Genomic DNA, 17,603 nt, shown 5'->3' with positions numbered 1-17,603 from the left:
GCCCCACCGTACCGCCTTGCGCCGCGGCCGTGCGGGGAGCGATGTCGTGTTCACTCAGGGCTGCAAACATCAAAACCCCCCGTTCCGTTCCGTATCCTGTGTCCGCTCATTCCCAGTCTGTTCGCTCGCAAGCCCCTCCAGGAGCAGTGCGAGTACGCTCCGTACACTCTCCATACGAATTTCCGCACGGTCGCCGTTCAACCGCAACGCGGTCACTTTCCCGCCACCCATGGCGCCGGGATCCCCTGCGAGGGGCCCGTCGACGGCCACGAAAACCGTTCCGACGGGCTTGCCGTCCTGCGGATCCGGGCCGGCGACTCCGGTGGTCGCGATGCCCCAGTCGGCACCGAGCGCCTTGCGCACTCCGGCCGCCATCAGGCTCGCCACCTGCGGATCCACTGCCCCGCGCGCCGCCAGCACAGTGGCGTCGACGCCCAGCAGTTCATGCTTCAGTTCGGTGGCGTAGGCGGTCACCGAACCCCGGAAGGCCTTGGACGCGCCGGGCACCGCTGTGATTTCCGCCGCAACCAGTCCGCCCGTGAGCGACTCGGCAACGGCGAGCGTCTCACCTTTCACCGTGAGTAGTCGTACCACTTCTACGGCCACGTCGGCGGCCGGGGAACTCACGCTTCCGTCTCCTCCAACGCCGCCTTGCGCTCGGCGATTCCCTGCCGGCGCAGCACAATGGCCTGTCTCACATAGTCCAGTCCGGTCACCACGGTCAGCACCACCGCGGCCGCCATCACCCAGAACCTCAGGGTGGCCAGCCAACCCGTCAACGCCAGGACGTACATCCCCACGGCCACGCCCTGTGTGAGGGTCTTCAGCTTGCCGCCGCGGCTCGCGGGAATGACGCCGTACCGGATGACCAGAAAACGCAGCAGCGTGATCCCGAGCTCCCGGCCGAGGATGACGGCCGTCACCCACCACGGCAGGTCTCCGAGCGCGGACAGACAGATCAGCGCCGCCCCCATGATCGCCTTGTCGGCGATGGGGTCCGCGATCTTTCCGAAGTCGGTGACGAGGTCGTACCTGCGGGCCAGATGCCCGTCGAAAAGGTCGGTGATCATGGCGACGGCGAAGGCCGCCCAGGCGAACGCGCGCCATGCCGGGTCGTAACCGCCGTCGGCGAGCATCAGCGCGACGAAGCCGGGCACGAGGAGCAGCCGGAGCATGGTCAGCAGATTGGCGATGTTCCAGACGCTGGCCTGGTTGACGGCGGCCGCCGCCAGCTTCCCGCCCCGCGCGGTCTTCGAACCGGAATCGGCACCGGAGGTACCGGATGCACCAGAGGTACCGGCGATAGCAGGAGCACCGGATGTGGCAGAGGCGCCAGAGCTACCGGACCCGCCGGACGCGGAGGCAGCACCCGAAGCCGTGCCCGCGGCCGTGCCCTTCGCGGCGGAGGAGCCACCCGCAGCGGACGCCGGAACTCCGGTCATCTGCCCGCCTCCTCACTACATGCGAGCGAGCCCTGCAGCGGCTCGGCCACCAGGTCGACACCTTCCGTACCGACCACCTTCGCCTCGACGATACGACCGACGCTCAGTCCCTCGCCGCTCGTGAGCAGCACCTGGCCGTCGGTCTCGGGCGCCTGGTGCTCGCCACGGCCGTACACACCCTCGACGGGGTCCACCGACTCCACGAGCACGTGCACGGTCTCGCCCACCCGCTCCTCGGCCCGCTGCGAGACGAGTTCCTCGGCGAGTCGGGAGACGCGGGCCAGCCGCTCGGCGACGACGTCCTCGTCGAGCTTGTTCTCATAGGTCGCCGCTTCGGTGCCCTCCTCGTCGGAGTACCCGAAGACGCCGATGGCGTCCAGCCGCGCGCCGTTCAGGAAGCGCTCCAGCTCGGCCAGGTCGGCCTCGCTCTCGCCGGGGAAGCCCACGATGAAGTTGGAGCGCACGCCGGCCTGGGGCGCCTTGCTCCGGATGGTGTCGAGCAGCTCCAGGAAGCGGTCGGTGTCGCCGAAGCGGCGCATCGCGCGCAGCACGTCGGGCGCGGAGTGCTGGAAGGACAGGTCGAAGTAGGGCACGACCTTGGGTGTGGAGGTCAGCACGTCGATGAGTCCGGGACGCATCTCGGCGGGCTGGAGGTAGCTGACGCGCACCCGCTCGATGCCATCGACCTCGGCGAGCTCGGGCAGCAGGGACTCGAGCAGGCGGATGTCGCCCAGATCCTTGCCGTACGACGTGTTGTTCTCGGAGACCAGCATGATCTCCTTGACGCCCTGCTCGCCCAGCCACCGGGTCTCGTTCAGCACGTCGCTGGGGCGGCGCGAGATGAAGGAACCGCGGAAGGACGGGATGGCGCAGAAGGAGCAGCGCCGGTCGCAACCGGAGGCGAGCTTCACCGAGGCGACCGGAGAGCCGTCGAGGCGGCGGCGCAGGGGCGCACGAGGACCGGAGGCCGGAGCGAGCCCCTCCGGCAGGTCGGACGCGCCACCGTGCCCGGGCAGTGCGACGTCGGAGACCGACTGCCGCTCGGCGGGGCTGATCGGCAGCAACTTGCGCCGGTCGCGCGGGGTGTGGGAGGCGTGGATTCCGCCGTTCAGGATGGTCTGCAGCCGGTCGGAGATGTCGGCGTAGTCGTCGAAGCCGAGCACGCCGTCGGCCTCCGGGAGAGCCTCGGCGAGGTCCTTGCCGTACCGCTCGGCCATGCAGCCCACCGCCACGACGGCCTGGGTTCTGCCGTGCCCCTTGAGGTCGTTGGCCTCCAGGAGGGCGTCGACGGAGTCCTTCTTGGCGGCGTCGACGAAGCCGCACGTGTTGACGACGGCGACGTCAGCGTCCGAGGCGTCCTCCACGAGGGCCCAGCCGTCCGCCTCCAAGCGGCCTGCGAGCTCCTCCGAGTCCACCTCGTTACGGGCGCAGCCAAGAGTGACGAGTGCGACGGTACGGCGTTCAGGCATGGGCTCAAGACTACTTCGTCCCACTGACACCCCACGTCGACGGGGTTGGCCGATCTTGGCCAACCCCGTCCACACACCCCGTCACGCGGTCCTAACCGACCTGAGGGTCACCCTTCGTATACGTGAGCCGCTCCACGGCCCCCGGCTGCCAGTCGTCGTCGATCTTCTTGCCGTTCACATACAGCTGGATCGCCCCGGCGTCACCGAGGACGAGGTTGATCTTCTCGTTGTCCTGGAAGGTCTTGGACTCGCCCTGCTTGAGGAGCCCGTCGAACAGGAGTCGGCCGTTGTGGTCCTTGGCGGAGATCCAGCTCTTCCCGTCGGCTGCGCTGACCTGGACAGTGACCTTGTCCTGGGGCGCGGCGGCGATGGCGCTGTCCGTGGGGTCGGGCGTGGGGTCCTCGGGCTTGTCGTTCTTCGGGGTGGGCGAGGCGGTCTTGCTGGTCGAGGGCTTGGAACCCTCGGCGACCTGAGTTTTCGTGCCCCCGTCGTCACCGCCCTCGAACGCGGTGAACCCGACGAAGCCGACCACCGCGACGATCGCGGCGACCATGGCGGCGGTCCAGTTGGGTCCGCGCCGCTCCGGACGAATGCGTTCCGCCTCGAACAGCGGGGCCGCCGGGGTCGGCGCCGGGCGCCCGCCGTGACCGGCGTCGTACTGGGCGAGCAGCGGGGCGGGATCGAGACGGACAGCCTTGGCCAGGGTCCGGATGTGACCGCGGGCGTAGACGTCACCACCACAGGGGTCGAAGTCGTCCGCCTCGATGGCGTGCACGATGGCGATACGGACCCGAGTGGCGGAACTGACGTCGTCGACGGTCAGCCCCGCCGCGATACGCGCCTGCTGGAGGGCACGGCCGATCGAGGGGCGGTCTTCCTCACGGTCGTCTTCGAACGGACGCTCGTCTTCAGGGGAGTTGCCGATGGACACGGGGGCGCCTTTCGAGCGTTTTAGCCGCCTGTGCTGGAGGTTCAGTCTAGGGGGGGTACGAAAGGGTGGGGCAACCGGGCGGTGGCACTTTGTACGCCATCGGAATGGCCGGACACGCCGATGGTGGGGCAGCAGCTTTTCGCTTCCCTCAACTTGACGTACGCGGAAGGGAAACAGTTGCTCAATGATCCCTTACGGATGAGTCACGATCGAACATCGGCCTTGTGACTCCCTTTAAGCCTCCCCGCGGATCACCGCGAGCACTCCGTCCAGCTCGTCAGCCTTCACAAGAACATCACGAGCCTTGGAGCCTTCGCTCGGCCCGACGATCCCCCGGGACTCCATGAGGTCCATGAGCCGCCCCGCCTTGGCGAAGCCGACCCGCAGCTTCCGCTGCAGCATGGAGGTCGACCCGAACTGCGTGGAGACGACGAGCTCGGCGGCCTGGCACAGCAGGTCGAGATCGTCGCCGATCTCCTCGTCGATCTCCTTCTTCTGCTTGGTACCCACGGTGACGTCGTCCCGGAAGACCGGCGCCATCTGATCCTTGCAGTGCTGCACGACCGCCGCGACCTCGTCCTCGGTCACGAAGGCGCCCTGCATACGGGTGGGCTTGTTCTGGCCCATCGGCAGGTACAGCCCGTCGCCCTTGCCGATCAGCTTCTCGGCACCGGGCTGGTCGAGGATGACCCGCGAGTCGGCGAGCGAGGAGGTGGCGAAGGCGAGCCGCGAGGGCACGTTCGCCTTGATCAGGCCGGTGACGACGTCGACCGACGGCCGTTGCGTGGCGAGCACCAGGTGGATGCCGGCCGCGCGCGCGAGCTGCGTGATCCGCACGATCGAGTCCTCGACGTCCCGCGGGGCGACCATCATCAGGTCGGCAAGCTCGTCGACGATCACCAGCAGATACGGATACGGCTGGAGCTCCCGCTCACTGCCCTCCGGCGACTTCACCTTGCCGTTGCGCACGGCCTCGTTGAAGTCGTCGATGTGCCGGTAGCCGTACGCCGCGAGGTCGTCGTACCGAAGGTCCATCTCCCGTACGACCCACTGGAGCGCCTCGGCGGCCCGCTTGGGGTTGGTGATGATGGGCGTGATCAGGTGCGGGATGCCCTCATAGGCGGTCAGCTCGACGCGCTTGGGGTCGACGAGGACCATGCGGACGTCCTCGGGAGTCGCGCGGACCATGATCGACGTGATCAGGCAGTTGATGCACGACGACTTGCCGGAACCGGTGGCTCCGGCGACGAGGACGTGCGGCATCTTCGCCAGGTTGGCCATCACATAGCCGCCCTCGACGTCCTTGCCGAGCGCCACCAGCATCGGGTGCTCGTCCTCGGCGGCCGCGGCCAGCCGGAGGACGTCACCGAGGTTGACCATCTCCCGGTCGGTGTTGGGGATCTCGATGCCGACCGCCGACTTGCCGGGGATCGGGCTGATGATCCGTACGTCCGGACTGGCGACGGCGTACGCGATGTTCTTGGTGAGCGCGGTGATCCGCTCGACCTTCACGGCGGGACCGAGCTCGACCTCGTAGCGCGTGACCGTCGGCCCGCGCGTGAAGCCGGTGACCGCGGCGTCGACCTTGAACTCGGAGAAGACGGTCGTGAGCGAGGCGACGACCGCGTCGTTCGCGGCGCTGCGGGACTTTCCGGGGCCCCCGCGCGTGAGGAGGTCGAGCGACGGCAGCGCGTAGGTGATGTCCCCGGACAGTTGCAGCTGCTCGGCGCGCGCAGGGAGTTCGCGGGGCACGTCGGGCGCGGACTTGGTGAGGTCCGCGACCCCCACGTCGAGCTTCTCCTGCTTGGGGCGCGCGGCCGGGACCGGGGTGGGAGCAGGGGTCGCCTCCTCGCGCTCCCCCACGCTCACGCCCTGGGTGAGGTCGGCAACGATCGGCGAGGGCGGCATGCCGTGCAGCACCGCACCGTCGAGGGCCGCGGCGGCGGCCGCTGCGACGTCCACGGCGTCCATGGGGCGGTCCAGATCGGGCTGCGGCACCGCGGAGCGCCGGGGACGGCCACGACGCCGCGAGAGGGCCTCCTGCTCCGCTCCGTCGGGGTCGTACGCCGCGGGGGCAGGACCGCGTCGGCGGGGGCGCGCGGGCTGCGCCTCGCGCCACTGGTCGTCGTAGCGCTCGGCGTCCTCCCCGAACTCGTCCTCGGCGGGGTCGTGCACGATCCCGAGCCGCACCCCGAGCAGCCGCAGCCGTTGCGGGATGGCGTTGACAGGGGTGGCCGTGACGACGAGCAGCCCGAAGATCGTCAGCAGCACGAGCAGCGGTACGGCGAGGACGTCGCCCATGGCGTACGTCAGCGGGGTCGCCGCTCCCCAGCCGATGAGACCGCCGGCGTCCCTTATCGCCTGCATGCCCGCACCGCGGGCGGGCGAGCCGCAGGCGATGTGGACCTGGCCGAGCACTCCGATGACGAGCGCGGACAGGCCGATCACGATGCGGCCGTTGGCCTCGGGCTGTTCGGGGTGCCGGATGAACCGTACGGCGATGACCGCGAGCAGTATCGGCACCAGCAGATCGAGCCGGCCGAAGGCGCCGGTCACCAGCATCTCCACGAGGTCACCGACGGGACCGCGCAGGTTGGACCAGGTACCGGCGGCCACGATCAGACCGAGGCCGAGCAGCAGCAGCGCGACGCCGTCCTTGCGGTGGGCCGGGTCGAGGTTCTTCGCGCCCTGCCCTATGCCGCGGAACACCGCACCGACGGCGTGCGCGACCCCGAGCCAGAGCGCGCGCACGAGCCGGTAGATGCCCCCCGTCGGGCTGGGCGCCGGCTTCGGCGGCGCGGCCTTCTTCGCCGCGGCCTTCTTGGCGGGCGCTTTTTTCGCGGGGGCCTTTTTCGCGGCGGCCTTCTTCGCAGGACCCTTCGCGGGAGCGGCCGCCTTCTTGGCGGGCTTCTTGGCTGCGGAGGGACGTGAGGCCATAGGTGTGAGGTTACCGGTGGAGACGACAACGGACACGTGTGCCCGATGCTTCACCCGTTCGTGTCGCCCAGGAAAAGGCGCTCAACTGACGCACGCTCACGCGCAACGACGCCTGCGGCACGCGTCAGTTCTGTGAGGGCACCGAGGTAGAGCTGCCCGTGCCCGGCTCCAGCGCGTCCAGCGCCCGCCGCAATCCCGTGAGTTTGCGTTCGAGATGAGCCGCCGTGGCCACCGCCGCCGCATCCGCGGACTCGTCGTCCAGCTGCTTCGACAGCGCCTCGGCCTGCTCCTCCACCGCCGCCAGCCGCGCCGACAGCTCGGCGAGCAACCCCGCCGGCTCCTTCGCGTCCCCGGCGGCCACCTTGCCGCCGCCCTCCAACTGGAGCCGCAGCAGAGCTGCCTGCTCCCTCAGCTGGCAGTTCTTCATATACAGCTCGACGAAGACGGAGACCTTGGCGCGCAGCACCCAGGGGTCGAACGGCTTGGAGATGTAGTCGACCGCGCCCGCCGCGTAGCCGCGGAACGTGTGGTGCGGTCCGTGGTTGATCGCGGTGAGGAAGATGATCGGGATGTCCCGGGTCCGTTCTCGCCGCTTGATGTGCGCGGCTGTCTCGAAGCCGTCCATTCCCGGCATCTGAACGTCCAGCAGAATGACCGCGAAGTCGTCCGTGAGCAGTGCTTTGAGCGCTTCCTCCCCGGACGATGCCCGCACCAGTGTCTGATCGAGCGCAGAGAGGATGGCCTCCAGCGCCAGCAGATTCTCCGGCCGGTCATCGACCAGGAGGATCTTGGCCTTCTGCACCATGGCCCGCCCTCCTCGCCCCGGCGTGGGGCCTCCCCTGTCCGTAGGACTTGGGGTGACGCCGACCGGCGCCGCCCCAGGGGACGACTCCCTTGCGCCGCCCGTCCTTGTGCCGGTCATCGTAGCCGCACCCCGCCCGTCGCCACACCCTGTCACCGTGATGTCACTGTGCTCGTAGCAGAAACGCGGCGGGAGACCAGAAGGTTCCCCGAATCCCGTACTTCTACACGGCTTCGGCCACCCAGAGTCAGCAACTCCGGGTACCCGCCGCAGGTTCCCGCCACATCCGCACGAAGCCCACGCAAAGCCCGACCGGTCCCGTCACTCGCCACGCATCCACTGGTCCATCACCGTCAGCAGGTGATCGGGGTCGACCGGCTTGGTCACGTAGTCGGAGGCACCCGACTCGATCGCCTTCTCCCGGTCGCCCTTCATCGCCTTCGCGGTCAGCGCGATGATCGGCAACCCGGCGAACTGCGGCATCCTGCGGATCGCCGTGGTCGTCGCATAACCGTCCATCTCGGGCATCATGATGTCCATCAGGACGACCGCCACGTCGTCGTGCTGTTCCAGTACCTCGATGCCCTCACGCCCGTTCTCGGCGTACAGCACGGACAGTCCGTGTTGTTCGAGGACGCTGGTCAGCGCGAAGACGTTGCGGATGTCGTCGTCGACGATCAGCACCTTCTCCCCGCCGAACCGGATACCCCGGCGCGACTTCGGCGCCGCCTGCTGCTCCGCCGCCACCGGCCACTGCTCCTGCTGCGCGAGACGCTGCTCGATCTCCGGAATCGGCCGCCGGCGGCGCCTGAAGAGCGCCGCGGCACCGTTCTGCGTCTCCCGGTACGACCTCACCTCGGCCGGCGTCTCGATCTCCACCTCGGACAACTCGGTCGGCTCGTGCCGCCCCGAGGTGGACGCCACCAGGTCACCGGCCTCGAGGGCGGGCGGCGCGAGCTGCTGATAGCCCTGGGGCGGCAGTTCGCTCGGGTACAGCGGCAAATACAGCGTGAAGGTCGATCCGCGCCCCGGCTCGCTCTGTGCGTAGATCTCACCGCCCAGCAACTGCGCGATCTCCCGGGAGATCGACAGCCCGAGGCCCGTACCGCCGTACTTGCGACTCGTCGTACCGTCCGCCTGCTTGAAAGCCTCGAAGATCACCCGCATCTTGCTGGCCGCGATCCCGATCCCCGTGTCCGTCACGGAGAACGCGATCAGGTCCCCGTCCGGATCACGCAGCGAACCGGTCTCCAGCAGCTGCTCCCGGATCGCCATCGGCACATCCCGGCCGGCGGGCCGGATGACCAGCTCGACGGCCCCGGAGTCGGTGAACTTCACCGCATTGGACAGCAGGTTGCGCAGCACCTGAAGGAGCCGCTGTTCGTCGGTGTGCAGCGTGGCCGGCAGCTCCGGCGACACCCGCACCGACAGGTCCAGGCCCTTCTCTGCGGTCAGCGGCCGGAAGGTGGCCTCCACGTAGTCCACGAGCTGGACGAGGGCGATGCGCGTCGGGGAGACGTCCATCTTGCCCGCCTCGACCTTCGACAGGTCGAGGATGTCGTTGATCAGCTGGAGCAGGTCGGAGCCGGCCCCGTGGATCGTCTCGGCGAACTCGACCTGCTTCGGGGAGAGGTTGCCCTCCGCGTTGTCGGCGAGCAACTTGGCGAGGATCAGCAGCGAGTTGAGCGGCGTACGCAGCTCGTGCGACATGTTGGCGAGGAACTCGCTCTTGTAGCGCATCGACACGGCGAGCTGCTCGGCGCGCTCCTCCAGGACCTGCCGCGCCTCCTCGATCTCGGTGTTCTTCACCTCGATGTCGCGGTTCTGCTGAGCCAGCAGCTCCGCCTTCTCCTCGAGTTCGGCGTTGGAGGCCTGGAGGGCCTTCTGCCGGTTCTCCAACTCGGCCGACCTCTCGCGCAGCTGCTCGGTCAGCTCCTGAGACTGCTTCAGCAGCACCTCCGTCTTGGTGTTGACGGAGATGGTGTTGACGCTGGTCGCGATCATCTCGGCGATCTGGTTGAGGAAGTCCTTCTGGATCTGCGTAAAGGGAGTGAAGGAGGCCAGCTCGATGACACCGAGCACCTTGCCCTCGAACAGCACCGGGAGGACGATCACTTGCGCGGGCGGCGCCTCTCCGAGCCCGGAGGAGATCTTCAGATAGCCGCTGGGCGCGTTCTCCACGAGGATCGTGCGCTTCTCCTCGGCGGCCGTCCCGATCAGCGCCTCACCCGGCCTGAAGGACGTCGGCATGGAGCCCATCGAGTAGCCGTACGACCCGAGCATCCGCAGCTCGTACTGGTCCTCCGCCTCGGCGCTCAGGTCCTTGCCGTCCAGGAGCGGCATCGCGACGAAGAACGCGCCGTGCTGCGCGGTCACGACCGGCGTCAGCTCGCTCATGATCAGCGAGGCCACGTCGGCCAGGTCCCGGCGGCCCTGCATCAGCGCGGAAATACGGGCGAGGTTGCCCTTGAGCCAGTCCTGCTCCTTGTTGGCGATCGTGGTGTCGCGCAGGTTGGCGATCATCTTGTTGATGTAGTCCTGGAGTTCCTGGATCTCGCCGGAGGCGTCCACGTCGATCTTCAGGTTCAGGTCACCACGGGTCACCGCGGTAGCCACGCGCGCGATGGCACGCACCTGCCGGGTCAGGTTCCCGGCCATCTCGTTCACCGACTCGGTGAGGTCGCGCCAGGTTCCGTCGACGTCACGCACGCGTGCCTGACCGCCCAGCTGGCCCTCCGTACCCACCTCACGGGCGACTCGGGTGACCTCCTCGGCGAAGGACGACAGCTGGTCGACCATGGTGTTGATCGTCGTCTTGAGCTCGAGGATCTCGCCGCGCGCGTCAATGTCGATCTTCTTGGTCAGGTCACCCTTGGCGATGGCCGTGGTCACCATGGCGATGTTCCGCACCTGACCGGTCAGGTTGGACGCCATCTGATTCACCGACTCGGTGAGGTCCTTCCAGGTACCGGCCACACCCGGCACCCGCGCCTGCCCGCCCAGGATCCCGTCCGTGCCCACCTCGCGGGCCACCTTGGTGACCTGGTCGGCGAACGAACTCAGCGTCTTCACCATGGTGTTGAAGGTGTCCGCGAGCTGCGCGACCTCGCCGCGCGCCTCGATCGTCACCGTCCGCGTCAGGTCACCGTTGGCGACCGCCGACGCGACCTGGGAGATGTTGCGCACCTGCACGGTCAGGTTGTTGGCCATCAGGTTGACGTTGTCGCTCAGGTCCTTCCAGATGCCCACGACGCCCGGCACATGGGCCTGGCCGCCCAGGATGCCCTCGGTGCCCACCTCACGGGCCACCCGGGTCACCTGCTCGGCGAAGGACGACAGCTGGTCGACCATCGTGTTGACGGTGCTGACGAGCTCAAGGATCTCGCCCTTCGCGTCCACGGTGATCTTCTTCGACAGGTCGCCCTTGGCGACAGCGGTCGTGACCTCGGCGATCTGACGCACCTGGATGGTCAGGTTGTTCGCCATGAAGTTCACGGACTGCGTGAGGTCCTTCCAGGTCCCGGAGACACCCTGCACCTCGGCCTGGCCGCCGAGAATGCCCTCCGTACCCACCTCGCGGGCCACACGCGTGACCTCCTCGGCGAACGACGACAGCTGGTCGACCATCGTGTTCAGGGTGTTCTTCAGCTCCAGGATCTCGCCGCGCGCGTCCACGGTGATCTTCTGGGAGAGGTCACCGCGGGCCACCGCCGTGGCGACCTGCGCGATGTTGCGCACCTGGGCGGTGAGGTTGCCCGCCATGCCGTTCACGGAGTCGGTCAGGTCACGCCACACACCGGCGACGCCGGGCACCTGCGCCTGCCCGCCGAGGCGGCCCTCGGTACCCACCTCGCGGGCGACCCGCGTCACCTGGTCCGCGAAGGCGGACAGCTGGTCGACCATCGTGTTGATGGTGTTCTTCAGCTCCAGGATCTCGCCGCGCGCGTCGACGTCGATCTTCTGCGACAGGTCACCCCGGGCCACCGCGGTCGTCACCTGGGCGATCTGCCGCACCTGCGAGGTGAGGTTGCCGCCCATGAAGTTGACGGAGTCGGTGAGCTCCTTCCACGTACCGGACACCCCCGGCACCACGGCCTGACCGCCCAGCCGTCCCTCGGTGCCCACGTCCCGGGCCATCCGCGTCACCTGGTCGGCGAAGGCGGACAGCTGGTCGACCATCGTGTTCACGGTGTTCTTCAGCTGGAGCATCTCGCCGGAGACGTCCACGGTGACCTTCTGGGACAGGTCACCGTTGGCCACGGCCGTCGTCACCTGGGCGATGTTCCTCACCTGTCCGGTGAGGTTCCGGAACGCGGTGTTGACGGAGTCGGTCAGGTCCTTCCACGTACCGGCGGCCCCGGGCACCTGCGCCTGCCCGCCCAGCTCACCCTCGACCCCGACCTCGCGCGCCACGCGCGTGACCTCGGCACCGAACGCGGACAGCTGGTCCACCATCCCGTTTACGGTGTTCTTCAGCTCCAGCATCTCGCCGGCCACGTCCACGGTGACCTTCTGCGAGAGGTCACCGTTGGCCACGGCGGTCGTCACGGCCGCGATGTCCCGCACCTGCGTTGTGAGGTTCCGGAAGACCGTGTTCACCGAATCGGTGAGGTCCTTCCACGTCCCCGCCGCACCCGGCACGTTCGCCTGCCCGCCGAGCTGTCCCTCGGCACCGACCTCGTTGGCCACGCGCGTGACCTCGTCCGCGAAGATCCGCAGCGTCTCGGTCATCTGGTTGATCGTGTCCGCGAGCTGCGCCACCTCGCCGCGCGCCGAGACCGTCACCTTCTGCGACAGGTCACCGCTGGCGACCGCGGTCGTCACCTGGGAGATGCCACGCACTTGAGCCGTCAGGTTGCCGGCCATCAGGTTCACCGAATCGGTGAGGTCCTTCCACACACCGGCCACGCCGGGCACCTGCGCCTGACCGCCCAGCTCGCCCTCAACGCCCACCTCGCGCGCGACTCGCGTCACCTCGGAGGAGAAGGACGACAGCTGGTCCACCATCGTGTTGACGGTGTTCTTGAGCTCCAGCATCTCGCCGGCGACATGAACCGTGACCTTCCGGGACAAGTCACCCTTGGCAACCGCCGTCGTCACCAGCGCGATGTCCCGTACCTGGGCCGTCAGCCGATACGCCATCGTGTTGACGGACTCGGTCAGGTCCTTCCACGAACCCGACATACCGCGCACCCGGGCCTGGCCGCCCAGCTTGCCCTCGGTGCCCACCTCGCTGGCCACCCGCGTGACCTCGTCGGTGAACGTCGACAGCTGATCGACCAGGTTGTTGACGGTCCGCCCGACCTTCAGAAACTCCCCGCGCAGCGGATGCCCGGTCCCGTCGGGCGCCTGGGTCCGCAGTTCCATACGCGGCGACAGATCGCCCTCGGCCACCGCGGACAGCACCCGGCTGACCTCGGCGACAGGCCGTACGAGATCGTCGACCAGCGCGTTCGAAGCATCGATGGCCGATGCCCAGGAGCCCTCACAGGCGCCTGTTTCCAGCCGTTCTGTGAGCTTTCCCTCGCGCCCCACCATGCGCCGGACGCGCGACAATTCACCCGTCAAATGGAGATTCCGGTCAGCCACCTCGTTGAAGACCGCGGCGATCTCCGACATCACGCCGTCGCCGGACACGGTGAGCCGCTTGCGGAAGTTCCCGTCCCGCATCGACACGAGTGCCGCCAACAGCTTGTTCAGGGCGGCCGTATCCACCGCGGTGGTCCCATTGCGCGGTTTGCGCTGGTTACTCAGGGACTGTCCGCCTTTCGCGCGCGTCTTAGTGCCCCGCGTCGCTGCGCCAGACTCCACTGTGTCCCTCCCGCAGGGGTCGACCGTTACTGCTGTGCTCAGGTATTACTGCTCGGCCTGTCGCTTACTGCTGCGTATCCATGCCCGCTGTACCGGGCCACACCCGGGGCTGCTGCCCAACGTGTGCACATCACACTCAGCCTGCCAGTACCTTCACCAGAAGCTTGCCCAGTGTTTCACCCTGGCTGAACCAGGCCATAACAGTTCGGCAGCTTCGCACATCGTCCGCACACCCTCCGGACGGAAACACTGCAGACCGGCATCCGCATGGACGCGGAAGGTAAGTAACCTTGCATGCGGCTGTCCAGCCGCGCCGGTCCGTCCGGCCTGGGCGGTGGCACAAGAACGAGCGGGCATCGGAGGGGCGGCCGCACACATGACCACCGGACTGATCCCTGGGGGACAGCCCCCGGACCCCCGGCCGACCAGCCGTCCGCCGCATCAGCGGCACGAGCTTGGCGGCCAGGAAGCCCTGCACGTCGACAACCGGTCGAGGAGTTCTGTGATCACCGCTCGCGCGGCCGCCAGCTTCGAGCCCGTCGGGCGATCGGTCGCGAGCGCCCGCTCCTTCGTCCGCGACACCCTCCAGGGCTGGGGCTTCGCCGACATCATCGACGACGCGGTGGTCCTCACCAGCGAACTCGTGACCAACGCCGTGGTGCACGCCGGCACCTCCGCGGACGTGCTGTGTCTACGGAGCGACGAAGGCGTACGGATCGAGGTCGCCGACCGGTATCCGGAGCGCGAGATCCCCCTCCAGGGCCAGGCCGTCGACATGGGCAGCCCCGACCGCGAGGGCGGCCGCGGCCTCCAGCTCTGCGCCGCGCTGGCCGGCCACTGGGGCGTGGAGTACACGCCCACCCACAAGCACGTCTGGTTCCAACTCGACCTCCCCGGACGCCCGGTGGGCACCCGCGCCGCAGGCCCCGCGCTGCCCGCCGACCTCCTCCCGCTCGCCGACGGCCGCGTCCGCGTCGCCGTGGTCCAGATCGACCGCACGGGCGCCCTCACGTCGTGGAACGAGGACGCCGAGGAACTCTTCGGCTACTCCGTCGAACAGGTCCTCGGCAAACCGCTGACCGACCTCGCCGCCTGGCCGCACACCCCGGGCACCAGCACCGGCATCGCGGAGGCCCTCCAACTCTCGCGCTGGGAGGGCACTTACGGCATCAGGGCCGCCAACGGCCGCGTCAGCTCGGTGTACGCCTCCCACCTCCGCGTCCGCGACACGGGCGGCGAGCCCTCCACCGTCTGCCTCCTGGTCCGCGACCACGAACGGGCCGTCCTGCAGTCCCCGTTGCGCGTCCCGGCCGACAGCGCCTCCACGTCCGACGGACAGAGCGCCGACCCCTTCGAGGTGTTCATCGGCTCCCCGGCCCCGGACGACCTGGACGGCCTCCTCCAGCGCACGGTGGAACGCGCCCGCGACATGCTCGACGGCGACTCCGCCTTCCTTCTCCTCGCAACCGACGACGAAACGGAGTTGGAGGTCCGCGCCTCCACCGGCCTGCCTTCCGCCCGCCAGCGCTTCGCCCGCGTCCCCGTGGAGGCGGGCCCCGGCCGCTACGGCTCGGCCCGCATGCCGGCCGTCCACGACGACCTCACGGCCGTACCGGGCGCCGTGCCCCTCTTGAGCGGCACCGGCATGCGCTCGGTCGTCACGGTCCCCCTGAAGGTGGAGGGCCGCCTCACCGGCTCACTGGGCGTCGCCGCCGAGTCCCCCGGGAGATACTCGAACGAAGAGGCCCTGCGCCTCCAATTCGCCGCCGACCGCATCGCGTTGGCGGTCGAGTCCGCCCGTCTCGGCGAACTCGAACGCCTGCGCCGAGGCTCCCTGAGCTTCCTCGTCGAGGCCTCCGACCTCCTCGCCGGCACCCTGGACCGCGACCAGACCCTGGCCCTGATGGCCCAGATGACGGTCCCCACCCTGGCCACCTGGTGCGCGGTCTACACGATCGCCGACCAGGCCTCCGAGCCGTATCTGTCGTACGTCCTGCACGAGGACGAGGAACTGATCGACGGCATCAAGTCCCTGCTGTCGAAGATCTCCCCGCCCGACCCGGTCCCCACCCCCGGCGCCCGCATCTGGTCGGCCCCCGGCGAAGCGGCCCACCAGGCCGCCCTGCGCAGCTCCATGCGCAGCCTCGGCATGAGCGGCGGCCCGCCGCACCAGGTCACGTCGGGCATCGGCCCCACCCTCGCCACGGCTTCCGCCGTCGGCGGCGAAACCGTGGTCCTCCCCCTGGTGGCCCGCAACCGAGTCATCGGCATGCTCACCCTCGGCAAGCCCACGGACGACCACTTCCGCCAGGAAATCCTGGAACTGGCCGAGGACTTGTCCCGCCGGGCCGCCCTCGCCCTCGACAACGCCCGCCTCTACTCAGAGCGCACCGCCATCAGCCAGTCCCTCCAGCGCAGCCTTCTGCCGCCCGAACTCCCCGACATCGACGGCGTCGAGGTCGAGGTCATCTACCGCGCGGCCGGCGAGGGCAACGAAGTCGGCGGCGACTTCTACGACCTCTTCCCGATCCGCGACGGCGCGTACGGCTTCGCCATCGGCGACGTCTGCGGCACGGGCCCGAACGCGGCGGCGGTCACGGGCCTGGCCCGCCACGCCCTCCGGCTCCTGGCCCGCGAGGGCCTGAGCGGCCCCGCGGTCCTGGAGCGCCTGAACTCCGCGATCCTCGACGAGGGCGCCCGCAGCCGCTTCCTGACCCTCCTCTACGGCGAGTTGTGGCCCCAGGAGGACGGCAGCGCCCAGTTGAAGGTGGTCTGCGCCGGCCACCCCCTGCCGCTGCGCCTGCGCCAGGACGGCACGGTCGAACCGGCCGCCGAACCCCAGCCGCTCCTCGGCGTCATGGAGGACCTGGAGCTCTACGAGCAGTCGGTCACCCTCGACCCGGGCGACGTACTCCTCTGCGTCACGGACGGCGTCACGGAACGCCGTGAGGGCACCCGCATGCTGGGCGACGACGGCCTCGCCGATGTCCTCACGACCTGCACAGGCCTCACGGCAGGAGCGGTCGCCGCCCGCATCATGCGCGCAGTGGAACGCTTCGCGCAGGACGCTCCGTCCGACGACATGGCGATTCTCGCAATGCGCGTCCCGGGCCTCCACAAGGACTGAGAGAACCGAACAGGACATGCGGAAAGGCCCCCGCCCGGAAGGGCGAGGGCCTTTTCTTCTGGAGCCCCCAAACGGAATCGAACCGTTGACCTTCTCCTTACCATGGAGACGCTCTACCGACTGAGCTATAGGGGCCAGTCACATTTTCGGGGGTTTCCCCGCGGCGACGAAATAGATCATACCCCGAACGGACCCGTACCCCAACCAGCTCACGGACCCTCAGAAGGCCGGCTGGAGCAGTCCTCCCAGGGCATTGCACGCGCCCACGATCCGCTGCATGTCCCGCTTGGTCAACGCCGCATCGACGGGCAGAGCGAGCGTCTCGTCGGCGGCCCGCTCGGTCTCCGGCAAAGACACACACCGACGGTATTCGGGCAACCGATGCACAGGCGTCTTCACCGGCACCCAGCACTCGACACCCCTGCCCCGCACGGCCCGCGCAAAGGCGTCCCGATCCGGCCGCCCGTTCCCCGGCACCCGCACGACGTACTGCTGATAGGTGTGCCCGTCACCGCGCTCAGGCGTTCGCACACCCCTCAACTTCGCATCGAGATAGCCGGCCCGCTGCCGCCGCTGGGCGATGTCGTCGTACGGCGCCTCGGGCTCCCCCTCCTGGAGCACGAGCAAGCCGTGCCGTTCCCCCACCCCGAGCAACCGCACCATGTCGGCCGGCCGGCCAAAGCGATGTACGACAACGACGGCCGCCGTCCGCGGAGTTATGGCCGCCTCGACAGCTGACGCGTCGAGGCAGTACGTCACCGGGTCTATGTCGGCGAACACCGGAAGCGCCCCGGCCAGGACCACGGCCTCGGCGACGTCCGCGTCCCCGAAGGCCGGCACGACAACCTCGTCACCGACTCGGACACCGGCGGCCCTGAGCATTGCAGCAGTACCCATGTCAGCGATCGTGGTTGCGCGACGTGAACGTCAAGTAACGCACAACAAAAAAGGGTTGGACCCCGAACCGAAGTTCAGGATCCAACCCTTTGAAAATTTGTTCGGCGGCGTCCTACTCTCCCACAGGGTCCCCCCTGCAGTACCATCGGCGCTGTAAGGCTTAGCTTCCGGGTTCGGAATGTAACCG

At 68.7% G+C, this 17,603-nt stretch carries 9 protein-coding genes, 1 tRNA gene and 1 rRNA gene; 1 reads left to right on the top strand and 10 read right to left on the bottom strand.

Features of this window, described 5'->3' with window-relative positions; all coding sequences use genetic code 11:
* Window positions 1–69 precede the first annotated feature (69 nt).
* From ACFYO2_RS42340 to ACFYO2_RS42310, 7 genes are all read right to left on the bottom strand, one after another.
* The gene (locus ACFYO2_RS42340; protein ID WP_388360808.1) at window positions 70–627 is read right to left on the bottom strand and encodes a CinA family protein; all 558 of its coding nucleotides are present in this window, start codon (window positions 625–627) and stop codon (window positions 70–72) included.
* Complete coding sequence (gene pgsA, locus ACFYO2_RS42335) at window positions 624–1,442, bottom strand: CDP-diacylglycerol--glycerol-3-phosphate 3-phosphatidyltransferase (RefSeq protein WP_388360805.1); 819 nt, start codon at window positions 1,440–1,442, stop codon at window positions 624–626. Before pgsA ends, ACFYO2_RS42340 begins: the two co-directional genes overlap by 4 nt.
* Window positions 1,439–2,911: a 30S ribosomal protein S12 methylthiotransferase RimO gene (gene rimO / locus ACFYO2_RS42330; protein ID WP_388360802.1), complete on the bottom strand. Its 1,473-nt coding sequence runs from the start codon at window positions 2,909–2,911 to the stop codon at window positions 1,439–1,441. Before rimO ends, pgsA begins: the two co-directional genes overlap by 4 nt.
* Before the next feature lie 91 nt (window positions 2,912–3,002).
* Complete coding sequence (locus tag ACFYO2_RS42325) at window positions 3,003–3,842, bottom strand: helix-turn-helix domain-containing protein (RefSeq protein ID WP_388360799.1); 840 nt, start codon at window positions 3,840–3,842, stop codon at window positions 3,003–3,005.
* A 234-nt stretch (window positions 3,843–4,076) separates the two neighbouring features.
* Window positions 4,077–6,779, bottom strand: a complete 2,703-nt coding sequence (locus ACFYO2_RS42320) for a DNA translocase FtsK (protein ID WP_388360796.1) — start codon at window positions 6,777–6,779, stop codon at window positions 4,077–4,079.
* Window positions 6,780–6,903: 124 nt separating this feature from the next.
* On the bottom strand, window positions 6,904–7,584 hold the full coding sequence (locus ACFYO2_RS42315) for a two-component system response regulator (RefSeq protein WP_388360793.1): 681 nt from the start codon (window positions 7,582–7,584) through the stop codon (window positions 6,904–6,906).
* Window positions 7,585–7,902: 318 nt separating this feature from the next.
* Entirely contained in the window at window positions 7,903–13,392 is a 5,490-nt protein-coding gene (locus ACFYO2_RS42310; RefSeq protein ID WP_388360791.1) for a HAMP domain-containing protein, read from the bottom strand.
* Between the two features lie 376 nt (window positions 13,393–13,768).
* Here ACFYO2_RS42310 and ACFYO2_RS42305 point away from each other — a divergent pair, with 376 nt between their 5' ends.
* Window positions 13,769–16,519: a SpoIIE family protein phosphatase gene (locus ACFYO2_RS42305; protein ID WP_388360788.1), complete on the top strand. Its 2,751-nt coding sequence runs from the start codon at window positions 13,769–13,771 to the stop codon at window positions 16,517–16,519.
* 59 nt (window positions 16,520–16,578) lie between these two features.
* Here ACFYO2_RS42305 and ACFYO2_RS42300 read toward each other — a convergent pair.
* The 3 genes from ACFYO2_RS42300 to rrf form a co-directional block, all read right to left on the bottom strand.
* Window positions 16,579–16,654 (bottom strand) — tRNA-Thr (locus ACFYO2_RS42300).
* Window positions 16,655–16,738: 84 nt separating this feature from the next.
* A complete protein-coding gene (locus ACFYO2_RS42295) occupies window positions 16,739–17,401 on the bottom strand; it encodes a DegT/DnrJ/EryC1/StrS family aminotransferase (RefSeq protein ID WP_388360917.1) in 663 nt (220 codons plus the stop codon).
* 114 nt (window positions 17,402–17,515) lie between these two features.
* Window positions 17,516–17,603, bottom strand: a 5S ribosomal RNA gene (gene rrf / locus ACFYO2_RS42290); the annotation flags it as partial.

Origin of the sequence: Streptomyces sp. NPDC006602 (assembly GCF_042870385.1) — a bacterium.
Taxonomy (GTDB): domain Bacteria; phylum Actinomycetota; class Actinomycetes; order Streptomycetales; family Streptomycetaceae; genus Streptomyces.
The sequence above is the reverse complement of the archived record's forward strand: the minus strand, read 5'-3'. Positions and strand labels throughout refer to the sequence as shown.

Bases quoted from the DNA above. Each gene is read 5' to 3' on its own strand.
- pgsA (WP_388360805.1), bottom strand. From the start codon at position 1,442: ATGACCGGAGTTCCGGCGTCCGCTGCGGGTGGCTCCTCCGCCGCGAAG.
- rimO (WP_388360802.1), bottom strand. From the start codon at position 2,911: ATGCCTGAACGCCGTACCGTCGCACTCGTCACTCTTGGCTGCGCCCGT.
- ACFYO2_RS42320 (WP_388360796.1), bottom strand. From the start codon at position 6,779: ATGGCCTCACGTCCCTCCGCAGCCAAGAAGCCCGCCAAGAAGGCGGCC.
- ACFYO2_RS42315 (WP_388360793.1), bottom strand. From the start codon at position 7,584: ATGGTGCAGAAGGCCAAGATCCTCCTGGTCGATGACCGGCCGGAGAAT.
- ACFYO2_RS42305 (WP_388360788.1), top strand. From the start codon at position 13,769: ATGACCACCGGACTGATCCCTGGGGGACAGCCCCCGGACCCCCGGCCG.
- ACFYO2_RS42295 (WP_388360917.1), bottom strand. From the start codon at position 17,401: ATGCTCAGGGCCGCCGGTGTCCGAGTCGGTGACGAGGTTGTCGTGCCG.